The organism is Actinacidiphila bryophytorum (assembly GCF_016916835.1).
GTDB lineage: Bacteria > Actinomycetota > Actinomycetes > Streptomycetales > Streptomycetaceae > Actinacidiphila > Actinacidiphila bryophytorum.
In genome coordinates, this window is the sequence record NZ_JAFFIX010000002.1 from 157,129 (window position 1) to 176,882 (window position 19,754).

A 19,754-nucleotide genomic window follows, 5' to 3' on the forward strand; every position below is an offset into this window, starting at 1 on the left:
TGACACGACGATACTTCGAAATCTAGCGTGCACTCACAGAAAAGTCAGCCGGTGTTTTCGAAACCTTTTCGGCATGACCCATGAGACGCCGGTGGCCCTCGATCGCGGAGAACACCATGGACATCCCTGTCTCTCGACGTGCCCTGTCCCGGCGGACCCTGCTCGGCCTGGCCGCCGGCCTGCCGGTCTCGGCGGCGCTGACCGCCTGCGGCTCGTCCGGTCCCGGCGGCGGCAACGTCGGCGCCACGTACTGGTACCTGAGCAGCCAGCCGCAGGAAGGCGTCAGAGCCGGCGCGGTGAAGGCCTTCAACAAGGCCCACCCCAAGACGCGGATCAAAGACACCACCTTCCAGAACGACGCGTACAAGACGAAGATCAAGTCCGCCATCGGCGCCGGGCAGGCGCCCACGATCATCTACGGCTGGGGCGGCGGGACACTGCGCACCTACGTGGAGGCAGGCCAGGTCGAGGACCTCACCTCGTGGATGGGCGAGCACTCCGAGGTCAAGAAGCGGGTGTTCCCGTCCTCGTTCGGCGCGGCGACCGTCAACGGCAGGATCTACGCGCTGCCGTGCGAGTGCGTGCAGCCGATCATCCTCTACTACAACAAGAGGCTCTTCGAGCAGGTCGGCGTGAACCCGCCGGAGTCCTGGGACGACATCATGGCGCTGGTGCCCAGGTTCAACGCGAAGGGCATCGCACCGTTCGCCCTGGGCGGCCAGTCCCAGTGGACGAACATGATGTGGCTGGAGTTCCTGTTCGACCGCATCGGTGGACCCGAGGTGTTCCAGGCCGTCATCGAGGGCGAGAAGAACGCCTGGTCCAACCCGGCCGCCCTCACCGCGCTGGCCAAGGTGCAGGAGCTGGTCAAGGCAGGCGGGTTCATCAAGGGCTTCTCCTCGATCACCGCGGACTCCAACGCCGACCAGGCGCTGCTGTACACCGGCAAGGCCGCGATGATGCTGCACGGCGCCTGGTCGTACGGCATCCAGCAGGCCGACGGCGGGGACTTCGTCTCCAGCGGCGGGCTGGGCTACATGAACTTCCCGCCCGTTGCGGGCGGCAAGGGCGATCCGAGCAACAGCTTCGGCAACCCCGCCCAGTACCTGTCCATATCCTCGAAGGCCAGCGCCGAGGAGAAGGAGGTCGCCAAGGAGTTCTTCGCCAACGGCGTCCTCCAGGACGCCGAAGTGAAGCAGTGGATCGGCATCGGGTCGCTGCCGATCCGGGTGGGCACGGAGAAGTTGCTGGCCGCCTCCAAGAGCGCGGACTTCCTGCAGTTCACCTACGGCATCGCCAGCAAGGCCAAGACGTTCGGCCAGTCCTGGGACCAGGCGCTCAGCCCGATGGCCGCCGAGACGCTGCTGGACAACATCTCGAAGCTGTTCCAGCTGTCCGTCTCGCCCAAGCAGTTCGCCGGCAACCTCAACGCGGTCATCGGCAAATGAGCGCGCTTACCGGCCGCCCGCCGCGTCGCGGACCGCGCGGCATCCTGCCGTGGCTGGCGGCTCCGGCGCTGGTGGTCTTCGTCTGCTTCGCCGTGGTTCCGCTCGTCGGTGTTTTCGTCCTGAGCTTCACCACATGGGACGGGATCGGCGCCATCCACGCGGCGGGGCTGAGCAGTTGGCGTACGGTCCTCACCGATCCCGGGCTGCCGCACGCCCTCCAGGTGACGTTCCTCGTGATGATCGCGTCCTGGGCCGTCCAGACCCCGCTGAGCATCCTGCTGGGCACCTTCATGGCCGGCCGCCAACGCTACCGGGCGGCGCTTGGCGTGGTGTACTTCATCCCGCTGCTGCTCAGCTCCGCTGCGATCGCGGTCGCGTACAAGGCCCTGCTGGACCCCAATTTCGGCCTGGGCGCCGGACTGAAGATCGGGGCGCTCAGCAAGGACTGGCTGGGCAGACCCGGGCTCGCGTTCGGCGTCGTCGTCTTCGTCGTCTCCTGGCAGTTCATACCGTTCCACTCGCTGATCTACCAAGCCGGGGTCCAGCAGATTCCGAAGTCCCTCTACGAGGCGTCGCAGTTGGACGGTGCCGGGCGGATCCGGCAGTTCTTCAGCATCACGCTGCCCCAGCTGAAGTACACCATCATCACCTCGTCCACGCTGATGGTGGTCGGCTCGCTGACCTTCTTCGACCTCATCTGGGTCCTGACCGAGGGCGGCCCCGGAGACGCCACCCGGGTTCTCGCGCTGGACATGTACAAGCGGGGATGGCGGGGCAGCCAGATGGGGCCGGCCAGCGCCATCGCGACCATCCTGGTCCTGGTCGGCCTCGCCCTCGCCCTGCTGCTGCGCCGGCTCGGAGGCCGGGACGCCGGCGAGAGCCAACTCGAGGGGGCCTGACGTGACCACCACGCTCACCAGGACGCACCGTCCGGAAAAGGACACCCGCCGCGAAAGGCAACGCCGCTCCCGCCCGGCGGCCCGCCGGCACAACTGGGCCGCCGGCGTGGCCGGATGGGCCTGGCTGGTCGTCGTCGCCATACCCCTGTACTGGATTGTCATCACCAGTCTGAAGGACAAGAGCCGCTACTACGCGAGCAACCCGCTGGTGCCCTCCGGCGACCCCACGCTGGCCAACTACCGGCTGGTCATCGAGTCCGACTTCATCCGCTATTTCGCGAACAGCGCCGTGGTCACCGTCGGCGCCGTCCTGCCGGCCGTCGCCTTCTCCGTCATGGCCGCCTACGCGATCGTGCGCGGCTGGCGCATGCGGGTCCTGCGCGCGATGAACGGGCTGTTCCTCATGGGCCTGGCCATCCCCCTGCAGGCGACGGTGATCCCGGTCTACCTGCTCATCATCAAGCTGAAGCTGTACGACAGCCTGCTGGCGCTGATCCTCCCGTCGATCGCCTTCGCCATCCCGCTGTCAGTGCTGGTGCTCGCCAACTTCGTCCGCGACATACCCGAGGAGCTGTTCGACTCGATGCGGGTCGACGGCGCCACCGAGTGGACGACGCTGTGGCGGCTGGCGGTACCGCTGACCCGCCCGGCCATCCTCACCGTGAGCATCTTCAACGGGCTCACCATCTGGAACGGGTTCCTGCTGCCACTGGTCCTCACCCAGAGCCCGGGCCGCCGGACCCTGCCGCTGGCACTGTGGACCTTCCAGGGCGAGTACGGCATCAACGTCCCCGCCGTCCTGTCCGCCGTCGTCCTCACCACACTGCCCGTCCTGGTCCTGTACGCGTTCGGCCGCCGGCAGATGCTCAGCGGCCTGACCGCCGGATTCAGCCGGTGACCGGCGTGGCCGCAGGGACCACCCCCGGCATGCCCCTCTGGAACGACCCCGCCCTTCCCGCCGCCACCAGGGTCGACGCCCTGATCGGCGCGATGACCCTTCAGGAGAAGACCGCACAGCTGTTCGGCGTATGGGTCGGCGCCTCCGACCAAGGCGGCGAAGTGGCCCCCCACCAGCACGACATGGAGGAGGCCGTCGACCTTGAGGCGCTGCTGCCCACCGGACTCGGCCAGCTGACGCGCCCCTTCGGCACCGTCCCCGTCGACCCCGCACTCGGTGCCCTCTCCCTGGCCCGCACCCAGGCCCGCATCGCCTCGGCGAACCGCTTCGGCATCCCCGCTCTGGCGCACGAGGAGTGCCTGGCCGGATTCGCCGCCTGGGGCGCGACGGCATACCCCGTTCCGCTGTCCTGGGGTGCCACCTTCGACCCGGACGCGGTGCGCCGCATGGCGGCCGCCATCGGCCGCGACATGCGGTCCGTCGGCGTCCACCAGGGCCTCGCACCCGTCCTCGACGTCGTACGCGACGCCCGCTGGGGCCGCGTGGAGGAGACCATCGGCGAGGACCCCTACCTCGTGGGCAGCATCGGCACCGCGTACGTGCAGGGCCTTGAGTCCGCCGGTGTCGTCGCCACCCTCAAGCACCTCGTCGGCTACTCGGCCTCACGTGCCGGCCGCAACCTCGCCCCCTCCTCCGTCGGCCCGCGTGAACGCGCCGACGTCCTGCTGCCCCCCTTCGAGATGGCCGTCCGCGAGGGCGGCGCCCGCTCGGTGATGAACGCCTACACCGACACCGACGGCATGCCCTCCGCCGCCGACGAGGACCTGCTCACCGGACTGCTGCGCGACACCTGGGGCTTCGACGGCACCGTCGTCGCCGACTACTTCGCCATCGCCTTCCTCAAGACCCTGCACGGCATCGCAGCCGACTGGGCCGAAGCCGCCGGCACCGCACTCGCGGCGGGCATCGACGTCGAACTGCCCAACGTCAAGACCTTCGGCGCGCCCCTCGTGCAGGCCGTCACCGAGGGCCGCGTACCGGAGGAACTCATCGACCGCGCCCTGCGTCATGTCCTCGCCCAGAAGGCGGCGCTCGGCCTGCTGGACCCCGGCTGGAGCCCGATGCCGGCCGCGCTCGACGGCGCGGACCCCGACGACCCGCAGGCCCTGCGCGGCACGGTCGATCTGGACCGTCCCGAGAACCGCCGGCTGGCCCGTGAGATCGCCGAGAAGGCGATCGTCCTGCTCGCCAACGACGGCACCCTGCCGCTCCCCCGGCCCGGCCGTATCGCCCTGATCGGTCCCAACGCGACCGAGGCCACTGCCGTGCTGGGCTGCTACTCCTTCCCGCAGCACATCGGCGCCCGCCACCCCGGTACCCCCCTCGGCATCGAACTGCCCACGCTCCACGACACTCTCGCCGCCGAGTTCCCCGACGCCGAGATCACGCTCGCCCGCGGCACCGGAGTCGACGACAAGGACCTCTCCGGCATCCCCGAGGCCGCCCGGGCGGCGCGCGAGGCAGACGTCGCCGTGGTGGTGCTCGGCGACCGTGCGGGGATGTTCGGGCGGGGCACGAGCGGCGAGGGCTGCGACGCCGACTCGCTGATCCTCCCGGGCGAGCAGCAGTACCTCCTCGACACCCTGCTCGATCAGGGCACACCCGTGGTCACGGTTCTGCTTGCCGGACGGCCGTACGCCCTCGGCCGCGCCGTGGAGGAGTCCGCGGCGATCGTGCAGTCGTTCTTCCCCGGGGAGGAGGGGACCCGTGCGATCGCAGGGGTTCTCAGCGGCCGTGTCAATCCCTCCGGGCGGCTCCCGGTCAGCGTGCCGCGAGACCCCGGCTCCCAGCCGGCCACGTACCTCGGTGCGCGGCTCGCACACGCCAGCGCGGTGTCGAACATCGACCCGACCCCGGCGTTCGCATTCGGCCACGGCCTGTCCTACACGGCGTTCGACTGGAGCGACCTGACCGCGGACACCCAGGAGGCCCCGACGGACGGGGAGTTCACCCTCGCATTCACCGTGCGCAACACCGGCGAGCGGTCCGGCACCGAGGTCGTCCAGCTCTATCTGCACGACCCGGTCGCCTCCGTCGTCCAGCCGGTGCAACGCCTCGCCGGCTACACCCGCCTCGACCTGGAGCCGGGCGAGGCCCACCGCGTCCGCGTCACGGTCCCGGCCGACCTCGCGTCATTCACCGGCCGCGACGGCCGGCGCGTCGTCGAACCGGGCGAACTGGAAGTGCGGTTGGCGGCCTCCGCCGCGGATGCCCGCCTGACGGCCAGGGTCACGCTCACCGGAGCCGTCCGCCACGTGGATCACACGAGGCGCCTCCATGCCGCGTTCGGGCACGAACCGGTGGGCCGGGCCTGAACGGGGTGTGCGCTTCACAGCAGGCCGCGTCGGGCGAGGTTGCGCATCAACGCCCGTACGCCGAACGTCCACGGCGTGGCCTGCTCGCTGGTGATCACGGTGTTGACGAGAGCCCCGAGGGAAGGGGTGGAGATCCGCACGATGTCGCCGTACTCGTGCGTGAAACCCGCGCCGGGTTCGTGCCGGTCCTCGGTGGGGGCGAACAGGGTTCCGGTGAACAGCGCGAAACCGTCCGGGTACTGGTGGTGCGAACCGTGTGTGGCGGCCACCAGGTCCAGGACGTCGCGGCTGATCTCACGCATGGAGCTGCTGCCGTGCAGTACGTAGCCGTCCGCGCCGTCGATCCGCAGGTCGATGTCCAGCCCGCGTACGGTGTCGAGGCCGAAACCGTCGTCGAGCAGGCGGACGAACGGGCCGATCGCGCATGAGGCGTTGTTGTCCTTGGCCTGGGACAGCAGCAGCGCGCTGCGTCCCTCGATGTCGCGGAGGTTGACGTCGTTGCCGAGCGTCGCGCCGCGTACCCGTCCACGCGAGTCCACCACGAGTACGGCCTCGGGCTCGGGGTTGTTCCACACCGAGGCGCTGAGCACTCCGACATCGGCTCCGGTACCGACGGCGGACAGCACCGGGGCCTTGGTGAACACCTCCGGGTCCGGCCCGATGCCGACCTCCAGATACTGCGACCAGAGTCCTTCGGAGACCAGCAGTTCCCTGGCCTTGCCCGCCTCCGGCGAACCGGGGCGGATGCCGTCGAGCGCGCCGCCCACCACCTGCCCGACGCGCTCGCGCACCCGGGCGGCCTGCGCCGGATCGCCGCCCGCGCGCTCCTCGATGACGCGCTCCAGCAGGCTCCGGGCGAAGGTCACGCCCGCGGCCTTGATCGCCTGCAGATCGACGGGGGCCAGCAGATGCGGGAGGTCCTGGCGGCCGGCGGGGGCCTGCAGCAGTTCGTCGAGGCTCCAGGTGCGGCCGCCCTCGGCCTCCCGGACAACCGTCGCCGCGTCGTCACGTTCCAGCAGGTCGGAGACGGTGGGGGCGAGGGATGTCAGGTCGACGAGCTGCCCGTTGCGGACCGCGGCCACACACGGCCCGCCCCACTCCGGGACGTGGACGCGTGCAACAAGAGCGGCCTGGTCGGCGTCCTCCGGAAGGACGGAGGCTGCGGTGAGGACAGGGCGGGGGCGTGCTGCTGCCGGTTCCATGATCGATGCTCTCCTGGATTCGAGGGGGCCGAGGGGTCCGGTCGCCGGGCGCGGGCTCAGTGGGAGTCGCGGGGAACCTCGTGTCCACGGCTTCCGCGCAGAAAGCCGAAGTCGGCACCCCGGTCGGCCTGTTCCACGTTCTGGACATAGAGCCAGGCATAGCCGCTGGTGTGCTGCTCGGCGGGTGCCTTCCACGCCCTCCGCCGCCGGGCGAGCTCGGCGGCGTCCACGTCGAGGTCCAGGGTGCGGTTCGGGACGTCGAGGACGACGAGGTCGCCGTCGCGCACCAGCGCCAGGGGTCCGCCGACCGCGGCCTCGGGCGCCACGTGCAGGACGACGGTCCCGTACCCCGTGCCGCTCATCCGGCCGTCGCAGATGCGCACCATGTCCGTGATCCCGGCCTTCAACACCTTGGCGGGCAGCGGGACGTTGGAGACCTCGGGCATTCCGGGGTAGCCCTTGGGACCGGCGTTGCGGATGACGATGACGGTGTTCTCGTCGACATCGAGATCCGGGTCGTCGGCGACCGCGTGGTAGGCCTCGGGGGAGTCGAAGACCCGAGCGGGGCCGCGGTGGGTGAGCAGGTGCGGTGACGCGGCGGACTGCTTGATCACGGCGCCGTCGGGACACAGGTTGCCGCGCAGGACGGCGGTACCGGTGCCGGCCGGCTGGAAGGGGGCGTCGAGGCTCGTGATGACGTCGGTGTCGTCGTTCCCGGCGCTGCCGACGTTCTCGGCGACGCCACGCCCGGTGACGGTGATCTGCTCGCCGTGCAGCAGCCCGCCGCGCAGCAGCTCGGCCATGACCGCCGGCAGCCCGCCCGCGTAGCAGAAGTCCTCCATCAGGTACGTGCCGCTGGGCATCAGGTTGACCAGGGTCGGCACCGCGCGGGCCAGCTCGTCGAAGTCCTCCAGGTCCAGGTCGACACCGACGCGTCCGGCGATGGCGGTGAGATGGATGATGGCGTTGGTGGAGCCGCCGATGGCCGCGTTGACCCGGACGGCGTTCTCGAACGCCCTCCGGGTCAGGATCTGCGAGGGGCGCAACTCCTCCTCCACCATGCGCACGATGCGCTGCCCCGCCGACTGCGCGACCTCCGTCCGCCGGGAGTCGACCGCAGGCCAGGCCGCCGAGCCCGGCAGCTGCATACCGAGCGCCTCGGCCATGCAGGCCATCGTGGAGGCGGTGCCCATGGTCATGCAGTGGCCTTCGGAGCGGGCCATGCAGCCCTCGGCGAAGAAGCACTCCTCCTCGGTCATCCGGCCGGTCTTCAGGTCCTCCTCGAACTTCCACACGTGAGTGCCGGATCCCACGTCCTGACCCCGGTACTTGCCGTTGAGCATCGGCCCGCCGGTGACCATGACGGCGGGCAGGTCGACGCTGGCAGCGCCCATGAGCATGGCGGGAGTGGTCTTGTCGCAGCCGGACAGGAGCACGACGCCGTCGAGCGGGTTGGCCCGGATCAGCTCCTCGACCTCCATGGCCATCAGGTTGCGGTACAGCATGGCGGTGGGGCGCATCAGGGTCTCGCCGGTGGCCATGGTCGGGAACTGGAGCGGGAAGCCGCCGGCCTGCCACACGCCGCGCTTGACGGCTTCGGCGACGCGGGTCAGATGTGCGTTGCACGGGGCGAGTTCGGACGCACTGGTCGCGATACCGATGACGGGGCGGCCGTCGAAGACCTCGTGCCCGAATCCCTGGTTGCGCATCCAGGAGCGGTACAGCATGCCGCTGCGGCCGCTCGCGCCGAACCACGCCTGGCTGCGACGGCTCGTCCGGTTCCCATCGGTCATGTGGGTACTCCGTAGCTCTCGTGTCGGCTGGTTCTCGGTGGTGCGGTGTCGGGTGGGTGCCCGCAGGCCGTAGTCTGGGAGCAATCATTAAATGATTCGATGAATGACGTCCAGGGGTGAACGGAGATCGTGGTGCGTTTCCCGACCATGCATGAGCGCGTGGTCGACGAGCTCGGCCGCCGCATCGTGGGCGGCGTGTGGGAACCGCGGCATCCGCTGCCGGTCGAGGACCTGCTCGCGGCCGAGATCGGCGTCAGCCGGGGCGCGTTGCGGGAAGCGGTCAAGGCTCTGGTGGCCAAGGGGATGCTGCAGGTGCGCCCCCGCACCGGCACGCGCGTCCTGCCCGCCGAGCTCTGGAACCACCTGGACCGCGACGTCCTGCGCTGGAAGCAGGCCGGGGACGCCACGGCACTGCTGCGCGACACGAGCGAACTGCGCCGGATCGTCGAGCCCGAGGCGGCCCGGCTCGCCGCCGGCCGGGCCGGCCCCGAGGACGTACGAGCCCTGTACGACGCACTGGCCGCCATGGAGGCCGCCGCGGCCGAACCCGCCCGCAGCGGCTACGTCGAGGCCGACATCGCCTTCCACCGGGCCCTGCTCGACGCAGGCGGCAACCGTCTGCTCGGCTCACTGGGCCGTGCCATCGACATCGCGCTGGAACACAGTTTCCTCATCAGCACCCAGACCCCGGGCGCGGTGGAAGCCTCGCTGCCCGGCCACCGCGCCGTCGTGGAAGCCGTGGCGGCCGGCGATCCCGCGGCAGCGGCGGCCGCGGTCCTGACCATCATCGAAGCGGCAGAAAAAGAGATCGCCCAGTCCCCCGCACTGCACCGCGATGCCCCATAGCCCCTGCCCGCCTGCGCGACGGGGGCCTTCGCGGTGCCCGGCTGCCTCAAGCACGACAGCGGCGCGAGGCCCGAACCGAGGACAACGCAACCCCGGCACAGGCACGGCTGTTGCGGCTGCTCAAGGTCCAGGAGGAGGTCGGCGAGGTGGCACAGGCGGCGATGGGCGCCGTCTCCGTGGTGGCGCACCCGCACGAGGCGGCTCACCGCAACAGCCGCTTTCCCCCGACGAAGCTGGACCTCCACGCCACCGACGGCGCCACAGTCAGCCTGAAGGCGCTGGGTGCAGGTCGCACGGTGCTCTACATCTACCCGCTGACGGGCCGCCCCGGCACCGGTCTCCCCGAAGGCTGGGACTCCATCCCCGGCGCCCGTGGCTGCACTGCCGAGACATGCGGCTTCCGCGACCACCGCCAGGACCTGCTCGCGGCCGGCGCGACCCAGGTGTACGGCCTTTCCAGCCAGGACAGCGACTACCAACGTGAGGTCACCGAGCGGCTCCGCCTCCCTTTCCAGATGCTGTCCGACCCCGCACGAAGCTTGGCCCAGGCGCTGGACCTGGCTCGGCGACAACGCCGACCGGCCTTGATGCATCCACCAGAGCCTGCACGTTCCCGTCCCTGCACAAGGGACCCGGGGAGAAGCAGACTCATACGCGGCGGCCGTTCTCCCGTGCTTCGTGACTCGACATCTCGAAGCGTGAAGAACGGCCGCCGCCGATGTCCCGGGAGGAACCGCTGATCAGCAGGTCGAGTGACACCCGGGATCAAACACCGAGCTCAGTGGTCGTTGAGGTAGGAGTGGAAGGTCTCATCCGCGTAGTTCGGGCCCCGATAGATGTCAACGTAGATTTCCGTGTTCTCCGGCAGGTCGAAACCTGCCATCGTGGCGTTGGCCTCGATGCAATAGCCCTTGCCACCGTAGGCCGCCAGGTAGTACCACCCCCCGTCCCAGGAGACATACGCCCGAGGGGTGGCTCCGTCGGCGGCGGTGTCGCAGAGGCGGACGGTGTCGCCGTGCTCGTGGATGTAGATCGTGCCGCCGTGGGCGGAGTCCGCGGTCGTCCAGATGTGGTCCCAGCTGTCGGCGCTGGGCTGTGCAGGTGCGGCCGAGGCCGACGTGGCGGTGGCGAGTGTCCCGCCGGCCAGCAGGAGAGCGACGGCTAAGGTCGCGAACTTCTTTCGCATCGGTCTGATCTCCCTTTCAGTTCGCTCGGACGGCCCGGCGAACTCCATCAATCATGCGGGGGGCTGATAAACGAGTAGTTGACGAACAATCCGGCCACTCCGTCCCTCCCGTGATCGCCGCAAGTGGAATGGGGGAATGCCCAGCACCGCTCTCAGCGCCCGTGACCGTTCTGCGTGACGATGCGGAACCGCTCGGCCGCCGGCCGTCTCAGCGGCCATATACTGACGGAAGTCATCGCCGCCGAGTGCATGAGCGCCCTGGCCGCAACCGACGCCCCAGCAAACGCCGATGCTCTTACCCGTGAAGCGGATCCTCCCGCCGAAATCCCGCAACAGCTCTGGCTCTCTCCGCCCGCCCGTGCAGCGGCTGGCATCCGGACTGTTCCCAAAGGTGCCTGAACGCCGGCGAGAAACCCCCAGGTACCCCCGGGTAAGGGGCTCGCGATACACGTCCGATTGGCGCGGCAGCACGCGACGGTGACAGCTCCGAGCAAGGCTGCGACCCTTCGGTCCCGGACCGGTCCCGTAGCCGCTGCGACTCCTGCCCTTCGGCCAGTCGCCGGTCCTCGAGTACCTGGATGGGACGACGGACGCGTACGACGTCGTCGGCCCTGATCGTCCGGGCCGGCGCGTAGGCGGGTGTCCGGGGACGCGGTGGTCGCCGCCTCGTGTGCGGTGCCGCACGCGGACTTCAGAGTCCGACCGGCCGCCCGCGTCACCTACCGAACTGCCGCGGGACGCGGGACGCGAGAGGTCAGCGCGCGGGCCGTGGGCGGCCGTCGGGGGTGGGTGGAGCGGTCGGGGGCGACCACACCGGCGCGCTTTCGGTCGCGCCGACGATCGTGCGGTGTGCCGGGTCGTAGACGCTGACGACGTCGGTCACACCCGCGTGGTGTCGTACACGGTCACCTTCTCGCCGGGTGCCAGGACCCGGACGTGCCCGGCGGTGCGCGGGGCGGTGCCGGTGTCCGGGAGGAACGCGTGCGCCGCAGGTCCGAGCAGTACGGCGCCCACCGCCGCGCCCGCGATCCGGCGGCGGCCAGCGCGGTGTGGCCGCGCAGGGCCGCCAGCGCGCGGCGGGTGTGGACTTTGACCGAGTTGGGTGAGCAGCCGAGGATGTCCGCCGTCTGCGTCTCGGTCGGGTCGTCCCAGTAGCGCAGGACCACTGCGGCACGCTGGCGGGTGGACAGTGACGCCAGCGCCTCTTTCAGCACGACGCGGTGCTCGACCGTCTCGCTCTGGCCGCCGTCGCCCCGGTCCGGTACGGAGGCCGTCAGGAACTGGACCACCCGCTTTCTGCGCAGCCGGCTGCGGTGGTTGTTGACCAGCGACCGCCGAACGTAGAGATCGACCTCCGCCTCGGGGTGTGAGCATGTAGGCGATCCGCGGCAGCCCACGCCAGGACGCCGTTGCCCAGTCGGCGAATTCGGCCTCGCCGGCCGCCGTGGCCGTGCGCATCAGCGCGCGTTCCGCGGCGCCGCCGAGGCATGGGAGGCGCGTCTCGGCATCGCCCGCACCGCGGCGGCGTCCGGGCACGTGGTGGGGTGAGTCCTAAGTTCCGTGAGGGAGTGGGCATCCTTCCGTCGAGGCGGCGTCGGGACGCCCGTTCGCCCCCTACAACGCCATCCGGCCGCCGTACGGGTGACGTTCGCCGGGGAGGAGTTTCACGGGGACGCCCCGGATCTGCGAAAGCGGGCGCCCTCGCACTGCGCCTCAGGGAGGCCGACGCAGCCCTGGATCGCTGTCGCTCGTAGGCCGTGTGGGACTCGAACCCACAACCAATGGATCAAAAGTCCTGGCCAGGGCGTGCGGGCCAGTGCTGGACGGTGGGCCGTCATCCGAAACCCGCAGGTCAGGCGGATCGAGGTTGCCGCCCTGTCCGCTGCGCACTACCACGTGCCAACACGTCCGCTCACGCATCGCTCACGCACTCGGTGGACGGCTTCCGGTCGGTTGCGCGGCCGGCCTTACCGAGAGCCACTCAGCCGGGGTATCGAACAGCGCGGAAGAGGTTCGTCGCCATGGGCTTCTGCTGCTCGGTGCCCGCGTCCCGGATCGTGACGGTGGTGAGATCACCGAACCCAGCCTCGGTGAGCGCCTTTTCCCACACGGGAATGTCGAGGACCCAGCGGAGCATCGTGGTCCGGGCGCCGTCCGCGCGCCGTACCGGGATGCTCGCCGGCCGGAGGTCCGTCTCCGGCGGCTGACCGCTGCTGTAGTGGGCAAGGGTGGCGATGACGAGTGTTCCGCCCGGCCGCAGCGCGGTGGCGATGGCGGGCAGCAACGTGCGGGGGTCGGTGAAATCGGCGGCCCCGAAGAGCGAGTACGCCACGTCGACGCTGTCCGGTGCGGCTGCAAGGTGGTCGGCGGCGTCGGCGTGGACGAACTCGAGCCGGGCAACATGCCCGAACATCTCCCGGCCGCGGTCGATCTGGCCGGCGGAGGCGTCAATGGCGACGACCCGTGCGGCGTTGAGTGCCTCGGCGATGTGGGCGGCCTGGCGGCTGTTCCCGGAACCGGCGTCGACGACGGTGCGGCCGGTCAGCTCCCCGAGGATTTCAGCGCCTGGGCCGGTGCGCTGGTACCAGTCCCAGAACAGGCGGCCGTCCACACCGCGCTTCACGTCGTCGCAGACCAGGCTCTGGCCGTAGCGGTGCCAAAGATCGGTGCCGGGTGAGATGGAGGAAGTCACCCGCCACATCCTGGCGGGGTGGGGGCGGGCACGTGGCCGGCTGCGGGGAATCCACTCGGATGACGCACGCCTGGCCCCCACCTCTGGTACGAAGCGGGGGCCAGACGGGAAATTGTCGGTCAGTGACCGTCTTCTCCGGGGCGGCAGGGGGTGCACTTGGAGCTGTCGGCGTCCCAGAGCGGCTCGTCGACGAGAAAGCCGTGGCGGGCGAGTTGCTGAGCGGTGCGCGCCACGGAGCCGTCGACTTTCATCGCGACGTCGGGTACGTGGTGCAGGAAGTGGCCGCCGTTGTACTTCTGGCAGAACTCGGCGTAGGCGACGGTGTCGAGGATCATCATGTGGACGCCGATGTCCACGATGCTTCCGGGGCCCAGGCCCAGCCCCTGCCCCCGGCATTCCATGGCCGTGATCAGGTAGGCGATGCCCTGCCCGAGGACGCGCTGCGCCATGACGCTGTCGAAGGGGTAGTCCCTCATGAGGAGGCCGGTCAGCTTCTCCCACTGGTCGGGCGTGACGAAGTCACGCGGGTCGCGGGTCGGGGCGAGCGGGCTTGCGCTGGTGAGGGGTTCCAGGACGGTAGTCACGATGTGCTCCCTTCGGGGGCGGCCCCCGTCGTGGGGGCGCTGGCTCCAGGAGACCAACGGCCGGACGTGAACAGTGACCAGCTATCGGGCTGTGCAAGCGGTTTGCAGATTCTGCACACGTCATCGACGGAGCGTGCCGCTACGGATACCGTCGGTAGAACGGCCCTTCGGCCTCGTGGAGACGCTATGCGAAACGTCGATCCGCTCTGGAGCAGTTCCCAGGCCCGCGAGTACGTCACGAAGCGCCAGCCTGGAGGGCTGGTCCGCATAGGGCGCCGCCGCCTCGGCTGGCGGCAGGACGAGCTGGGGCGCCGGATCGGCTGCTCCGCATCGACCGTATCGCGGCTGGAGAACGGTCCTGCTGGGGATCTGCGGCTTCTCCAACGAGCCGCGCGCGAGGTCGGTGTACCTGGCGGCGCCCTCGGTGCGGCACTGGGGTTAACCGGGTTCGGGACCACTACAGTTGCGGCCAGTCGCGACGAGGAGGATCCCATGCGCCGCCGATCCGTGCTCGCAGCCGCCGGTCTGGTCGCCCCGACCCAACTGCTCGCGCTCGTTGATGACGCGCTGGCCGCCGTGCCTGCACCCACCGCCGAGCCGATCGCATTGCAGTCCCGCGTGGCCGGCGCTCGGGCTCTGTTCGACGCCGGCCGGTACACGTCCCTCCTGGAGGGGCTCCCGGGTCTGCTCGGCGCCGCTCACCAAGCTGCGCGGACTCGCTCCGACCTTGGTTACGGGCGCCTGTCGGCTTGCTACGGGCTCACCGCACAGGCCCTGATCAAGATCGAGAGATACGACAGTGCGCGGATCGCCGCCGACCGGGCCACGGTCTACGCGGACCTGTCAGGCTCCGCGCTGGCCGCGGCCGCGGCCACCCGCGAGATGGCCATCGTCCTACGACACCAAGGCCAGCCCCAGGCCGCCCAGAAGCTGGTCACCAACGCCGCACTGGCCGTGGGTGCCACCGGCCTGACGACGGACGCCCAGAGGTCCGCCTACGCCCAGATGCTGTGCACCACGGCGTACACCGCGGCGCAGTCGGGTGACCGCGCGGAAGCCCTGACGATGATCCGGGAAGCGGCGGACGCCGCCCGCAACCTGCCGGACGCGGCACCCAGGGAGCGCCCGTTCCCGGTGACGTCGGCTGCAGTTGACGCCTACGCGGTGAGCGTGCACTGGGCACTTGGGGACTCCGGGACGGCGCTGGACATCGGCAGCAGGTTGCTTCCGCAGCAGTTCCCCACCGCGGAACGGCGAGGCCGGTTCCACACTGACATGGCGCGCGCGTGGTGGCAGTGGGGTCGGCCTGAGCAGACCGCAGCCGCACTCCTGGCCGCTGCCCGGGTCGCCCCGGCCGAGGTGCGCGACCGGCCCGCGATTCGCCGCATCGTCACCGACCTCCAGGAAAGGCACCCCCTCGCGCCAGGTGTACGTGCACTGGCCACGGTCTGAGCGCCTCCAGGGGCGGTTTCGTGGCCCCCAAGGGCGGCCCACCTGGTGAACTCGGCAGTTCCTCACCTTCGGGTCGGTCGCATTCCAAACACCTTGGCCAGGCCAGCATGGGAGTTCGCTACTGCGACTCCGGAGGCCAGGCCGCATTCGAGGGAGCGTCAGGCCCTCGCTCCCCCTAGGCCGTGTTTTGTGAGTAGCGCCGTCCGCCCACAGGGCGGGCCCCGCAGCGTCTGGTGCGTGCGATCGCAAGGCGGAGGGTCGTCCTCGTAGTGGGCCTACTCGGACGACTCCGACAACGCAGCGAGCGTGCGTGCCAGGCGCCGCGGGGCAGGCGGGACTTCCAAAACACGGCCTAGCCGCGAAACCGTCCACCCTCGAACGCCGTCCAACCGCACATCGCGCACCTGACACCTCGGCTCGGCGAGCTCGTCGACATCGGCGTCCACCAGCTCATCCTCGACACGCCCGTGTGTGCTGGAGATCGGCTGCGGCACCGGACGTGCGCTGGCCCACCTGGCGCAGCGCGGCGTGAAGGCTACAGGCGTGGACCTGTCCCCCGTCATGGTCGCGAGGACGACCGAGCGGTGGGGGGCGACCGGTGCGCAGTTCCACTGCGCCGAGGTACTGGACTACCTCGGCTCCACCGCCGAGGCCTACGACGCGGTGTATTCCATTTTCGGAGCCGCCTGGTTCACCGACCCGTCAAAGCTCTTTCCGCTCGTCAGGAAGCGCCTCAACCCCGGCGGCGTCTTCGTCTTCTCACAGCCCCCGGCCATCCCCGGGGCATATGGTCCGCAGGGCATGTACAAGGGCGGCTTTGCCGGGAAGGCCATGTTCACCTACCGCTACAGCTACCGCCCGCCCGTCTGGGAGCGCCTGCTGACCCGAGCCGGGTTCGCCACCGCCGAGGCCCGCATTCTGGACGCCCCGACCCCGGGCCACATCGGCACACTCCTGGCCCGCGCCCAGGCATAGCCCGGCGCGATCGCGGGCTGGGTGACGCCCTCGATCACCGCCAGATCGGTGATCCGTCGCGGGCCGAAACTGTGCAGGGTGGCCAGGTTGGCCGCGGACGTGATGCTCATATCGCACGGAAGGCGTCGCACAACCCCGGTGGCCGGCTGATCCTTTATGTAATCTCGTCCACCCGAACACAGGAGGCTTCCATGGCCAAGGGCTACTGGGTCAGCGTCTACCGCCCCACGTCCGACCCCGACAGGCTGGCCGCCTACGACAAGCTGGCCGGCCCGGCCGTCCGGGCAGCGGGCGGACGCGTCCTGTCCCGTGGCGCGCGAGTCGTCGCCCACGAGGCCGGAATCACGCAACGCGTCGTCCTGATCGAGTTCGACAGCTTCGAACAGGCCGTCGCGGCATACGAGAGCGAGGCATACCAGAAGGCCCTGGCGGTCCTCTCCGACAGCGTCGAGCGCGACTTCCGCATCATCGAAGGCATCGACTGACCAGCAGGCACAGCCATCAGGTGCCCGTCCTCGTCATCGGCACAAACACGGCCCCCGCCGGTGTGATCGATCAGCAAATTGCAGCCTACGCGCCCGCCGCGCCCGATAGCGTCGCCACGCATCTGGATCCCACGCGTACGCAAGGAGCACCACCGCCGTGAACGACGAGATCTGGCCGAAGATCCACCAGCTCGTGCAGTGGCTGGACGAGAAGGACAACGCAACGCCGGCACAGGCGCGGCTGTTGCGTCTGCTCAAAGTCCAGGAGGAGGTCGGCGAGGTGGCACAGGCGGCGATGGGCGCCGTCTCCGCCAACCCCCGCAAGGGCCGCAGCCACACCTGGGAAGACGTCCAGAACGAACTCTGCGACGTGATGCTCAGCAGTATGGTCGCGCTGGCGACCCTCACCCCCGACGCAGCGAAGGTGTTCGAAGAGCGAGTACGCATCATCACCGACCGGTCGCTGGCCTGAGCCGAGTCGGACCCGTCTCGCCGCCTTTCTTCGCATGCCGGCCACTCCTGGCCGGGCGCCTTCCCCTCCCTCAGCAGCCGAGGAACCGCGCGTCGTGTCCATGTCCCGCATCCGCTTCGAGCAGCTACCCGCCGAGGTCCGCCAGGCCGTCACCGACAAGACCGGCGCCGTGCACCAAGCGGTGACCGCGCCTGGCGGCATGAACTCCGGCATCGCTTCCGTCCTCGAAACGGACAGCGGTGCCATCTTCGTGAAGGGCATCCCGACCGACCATCCCCAGGTGAGAGCCCAGCGCCGTGAGGCCACGGTGGCCCCGCACCTGCCCGCCTCCTGCCCGCGCCTGTACTGGCACCTGGCGCTCGGCGGCTGGAGCCTCCTCGGCTACGAGGTGGTCGACGGCCGCCACGCCGACTACGCGCCCGGCTCACCGGACCTGCCCTTCGTGGAAGCAGCGCTCACCGACGGGATGTAGGCCCACTGACAGCCCGTCCGCCCCCGGTAGAGGATCGCGTTCACGATCTCCCGCATCTCGTAGGCGCCCTGGTGACCACTGACCGAGCGGTGCCGGTCCTTCCACGCGGTGATCACCGGCTCAACCAACGCCCACTGCTCGTCCGATAAGTCACTCGGGTACGGCTTGCGTTCACCCCCGAGCCTGACCACATCGGTACGCTCCTGATCCGCGCTCAGGTATGACGCCGAACCCAGCTCACGAAGCCGGCGAGCCGCTGCCGGGCTGGCCGCCGGCGCCCACTGGGCCGGTCACTTCCCCGTCTGGGTGAACGTGAGGATTCTCGGAGGCAGCACCTCGGAGGACTTGGGTCCTCGTTCGGTGCCGGGTTTGATGTAGTCGCGCAGTGAGGGCATGAACGTGCCGTGCAGTGCCGGGTCGCCCTCCGCTGAGGTGTCGGCATGCGACGGCAGCATCTGCGTGGTGATCGAGGTGCAGTTGCGCGGCCAGTCGGGCAGTCCGCGCAGCACCGCGCAGTCCCGTGTGAAGTAGTGGACGAAGAACTTGCCGCTGTTGCGGACGGCGTTCCCGTAGCCGTCAGCGGAGCCCTTCAGGCCCGGGTTCAGAATGTTCGCCACGCCTGCCAGTAGCGAGGAGTCGTTCACCGACAAGGCGGCATACGTCGCGTTGCCGGTTTCGGTGGCGAGAGTGTCGACCACCGCGTACACCTGCCCGGAGTCGAGCGGCAGGGGGCGGCCCAGCCAGTAGATCGCATCCTGCTCGTCGCCCAGGCAGTTCATGTTGATCGAACGACAGTACGGCCCGCTCCACCCCAGGTCCCGCACCGGGTCGACCATGGAGAGTGCCGAGGACGGACGCGCGCAGTCCGTGGAGCGCAGGTGCGCTGTGGCGACGGCACGGCCGCACACCGCCTGCAGGAGGTTCTGCAGGTCGTCGGACAGGTACCCCTCGTCGTTCGCCGTTCGCGGCGCGAAGGTCAGAGCGCCGTAGCGTTGTACCGGCCCGAGAGATGCGGGTGCCCGCAGCCGCAGGACTTTCAGCGGTGGTTGGGCGCGCCACTCGTCTGCGGCCGCCTCCTGACCGGCGTCCGGGACCGCGTATCGGAACGCGGAGACGAAGTCGATGGCATCGCTGCCCATACCCAGCGGGCCGATCGGTCCGTAACTGTCACGGGAGGGGATCTGCTCGGTGAAGATGTCCTTGGCCGGGACCCCCTGGGCCTGCAGTGCCTTGCGAACGGCATGGTCGGTGGTGGAGCTGGGGGTGACGATGAAATACCGGTTCTTCCCGAAGGAGTAGCCGGCCTGCCGCTCCATGACGACGTTGTTGACCGTGTCGCCCAGAGCGGAAACGCTCTGCGTCCGCCCCGACTGGCTGCCATCGGGCGGGATCGTGTCGAAGAGGTACTGCATGGGGACGGGCCGGTTGGGCGTGTTTTGCCACTTGTCGTAGTCGCCGGGCGTCCACCGCCCGTTCTGGCTGAACTCCCAGGTCTGCAGGCTCATATAGCGGCCGGGCGGCGGCATCTTCCCGTAGAGCACGATCGCATCCTGCGGATCGAGGCGGAAGGAACCGGTGTAGCCGGGTTTCGTCTTGCCGAAGGCGTTGACCGCGGCCGGGTCCACGTACTCGTCCGGCCAGGTCTTCACAATGGGCGACACGTAAGGCGCCGCGGGGTTGTTCGCGAGGCAATTCTTCAGCACCGGGTAGGTGTAGTCCCTGCACTCCTTCTGCGTGTAGAGCTCGGTGTACCCCGGATTAACCTGGAACCCGCTTTTCCGCAGGGAGGTAACGAGCCCCGTGTCCGCCGAGTCGGGGACAGTATGTGCCCGGCCGACCGCCTGGTGCTGACCACACGCGGCCATGCCGAGCAGCGTCATGCACGCCAGCGGCACTCCGAGCTTCCGCGTTACACGACCCACAGCCGCCCCTCCTGACCAGTTCGACGTCTCGGGGGAAGCGCAACAGGTGAGAC

18 protein-coding genes and 1 pseudogene are annotated in these 19,754 nt (G+C 69.7%); 11 read left to right on the plus strand and 8 right to left on the minus strand.

The window, feature by feature from the left end; translation table 11 throughout:
* Positions 1-116: 116 nt before the first annotated feature.
* Genes JT723_RS03890 through JT723_RS03905 form a run of 4 tightly spaced genes read left to right on the plus strand, consistent with a single transcriptional unit; the run spans position 117 to position 5,620 of the window.
* Positions 117-1,448: an extracellular solute-binding protein gene (locus tag JT723_RS03890; RefSeq protein WP_205042949.1), complete on the plus strand. Its 1,332-nt coding sequence runs from the start codon at positions 117-119 to the stop codon at positions 1,446-1,448.
* Positions 1,445-2,347 (plus strand): carbohydrate ABC transporter permease, encoded by a 903-nt coding sequence (locus tag JT723_RS03895; RefSeq protein WP_205042950.1) that lies wholly within the window; start codon positions 1,445-1,447, stop codon positions 2,345-2,347. Before JT723_RS03890 ends, JT723_RS03895 begins: the two co-directional genes overlap by 4 nt.
* Position 2,348: 1 nt before the next feature.
* The gene (locus tag JT723_RS03900; RefSeq protein ID WP_205042951.1) at positions 2,349-3,245 is read left to right on the plus strand and encodes a carbohydrate ABC transporter permease; all 897 of its coding nucleotides are present in this window, start codon (positions 2,349-2,351) and stop codon (positions 3,243-3,245) included.
* 29 nt (positions 3,246-3,274) lie between these two features.
* Positions 3,275-5,620, plus strand: coding sequence for a beta-xylosidase/alpha-l-arabinosidase (locus tag JT723_RS03905; RefSeq protein ID WP_205042952.1), 2,346 nt, complete (start codon positions 3,275-3,277; stop codon positions 5,618-5,620).
* A 14-nt stretch (positions 5,621-5,634) separates the two neighbouring features.
* Here JT723_RS03905 and JT723_RS03910 read toward each other — a convergent pair whose 3' ends face one another.
* Together JT723_RS03910 and JT723_RS03915 are read right to left on the minus strand one after the other, a co-directional pair.
* Positions 5,635-6,822, minus strand: a complete 1,188-nt coding sequence (locus tag JT723_RS03910) for a fumarylacetoacetate hydrolase family protein (RefSeq protein ID WP_205042953.1) — start codon at positions 6,820-6,822, stop codon at positions 5,635-5,637.
* A gap of 56 nt (positions 6,823-6,878) precedes the next feature.
* Positions 6,879-8,615 (minus strand): IlvD/Edd family dehydratase, encoded by a 1,737-nt coding sequence (locus tag JT723_RS03915; RefSeq protein WP_205042954.1) that lies wholly within the window; start codon positions 8,613-8,615, stop codon positions 6,879-6,881.
* A 147-nt stretch (positions 8,616-8,762) separates the two neighbouring features.
* On the opposite strand from JT723_RS03915, the gene JT723_RS03920 reads away from it, so the two are divergent.
* Together JT723_RS03920 and JT723_RS03925 are read left to right on the plus strand one after the other, a co-directional pair.
* Complete coding sequence (locus JT723_RS03920) at positions 8,763-9,461, plus strand: FadR/GntR family transcriptional regulator (RefSeq protein WP_205042955.1); 699 nt, start codon at positions 8,763-8,765, stop codon at positions 9,459-9,461.
* 110 nt (positions 9,462-9,571) lie between these two features.
* Positions 9,572-10,201 (plus strand): redoxin domain-containing protein, encoded by a 630-nt coding sequence (locus tag JT723_RS03925; protein WP_240165037.1) that lies wholly within the window; start codon positions 9,572-9,574, stop codon positions 10,199-10,201.
* A gap of 38 nt (positions 10,202-10,239) precedes the next feature.
* Here JT723_RS03925 and JT723_RS03930 read toward each other — a convergent pair whose 3' ends face one another.
* The 4 genes from JT723_RS03930 to JT723_RS03945 form a co-directional block, all read right to left on the minus strand.
* Entirely contained in the window at positions 10,240-10,647 is a 408-nt protein-coding gene (locus JT723_RS03930; RefSeq protein ID WP_205042956.1) for a hypothetical protein, read from the minus strand.
* A gap of 905 nt (positions 10,648-11,552) precedes the next feature.
* Positions 11,553-12,044 (minus strand): sigma-70 family RNA polymerase sigma factor, encoded by a 492-nt coding sequence (locus JT723_RS03935; RefSeq protein WP_251513045.1) that lies wholly within the window; start codon positions 12,042-12,044, stop codon positions 11,553-11,555.
* A 584-nt stretch (positions 12,045-12,628) separates the two neighbouring features.
* Entirely contained in the window at positions 12,629-13,339 is a 711-nt protein-coding gene (locus JT723_RS03940; protein ID WP_251513047.1) for a class I SAM-dependent methyltransferase, read from the minus strand.
* Positions 13,340-13,458: 119 nt separating this feature from the next.
* Positions 13,459-13,923, minus strand: a complete 465-nt coding sequence (locus JT723_RS03945) for a glycine-rich domain-containing protein (protein WP_307794001.1) — start codon at positions 13,921-13,923, stop codon at positions 13,459-13,461.
* A 186-nt stretch (positions 13,924-14,109) separates the two neighbouring features.
* Between JT723_RS03945 and JT723_RS03950 the strand changes: the two genes are divergently transcribed.
* From JT723_RS03950 to JT723_RS03970, 5 genes are all read left to right on the plus strand, one after another.
* Positions 14,110-15,375: a helix-turn-helix domain-containing protein gene (locus JT723_RS03950; protein WP_205042958.1), complete on the plus strand. Its 1,266-nt coding sequence runs from the start codon at positions 14,110-14,112 to the stop codon at positions 15,373-15,375.
* Positions 15,376-15,846: 471 nt separating this feature from the next.
* A complete protein-coding gene (locus tag JT723_RS03955) occupies positions 15,847-16,350 on the plus strand; it encodes a class I SAM-dependent methyltransferase (protein ID WP_205042959.1) in 504 nt (167 codons plus the stop codon).
* A 191-nt stretch (positions 16,351-16,541) separates the two neighbouring features.
* On the plus strand, positions 16,542-16,835 hold the full coding sequence (locus tag JT723_RS03960; protein ID WP_205042960.1) for a DUF1330 domain-containing protein: 294 nt from the start codon (positions 16,542-16,544) through the stop codon (positions 16,833-16,835).
* Between the two features lie 157 nt (positions 16,836-16,992).
* Positions 16,993-17,307, plus strand: a complete 315-nt coding sequence (locus JT723_RS03965; protein ID WP_205042961.1) for a MazG-like family protein — start codon at positions 16,993-16,995, stop codon at positions 17,305-17,307.
* A 94-nt stretch (positions 17,308-17,401) separates the two neighbouring features.
* Positions 17,402-17,779 (plus strand): hypothetical protein, encoded by a 378-nt coding sequence (locus tag JT723_RS03970; protein ID WP_205042962.1) that lies wholly within the window; start codon positions 17,402-17,404, stop codon positions 17,777-17,779.
* Here JT723_RS03970 and JT723_RS03975 read toward each other — a convergent pair.
* Positions 17,770-17,970 (minus strand): annotated as a pseudogene (locus tag JT723_RS03975) (transposase); the annotation flags it as partial. The gene JT723_RS03970 and the pseudogene JT723_RS03975 overlap by 10 nt on opposite strands.
* Before the next feature lie 99 nt (positions 17,971-18,069).
* On the minus strand, positions 18,070-19,659 hold the full coding sequence (locus JT723_RS03980) for a hypothetical protein (RefSeq protein ID WP_205042963.1): 1,590 nt from the start codon (positions 19,657-19,659) through the stop codon (positions 18,070-18,072).
* Positions 19,660-19,754: the final 95 nt, after the last annotated feature.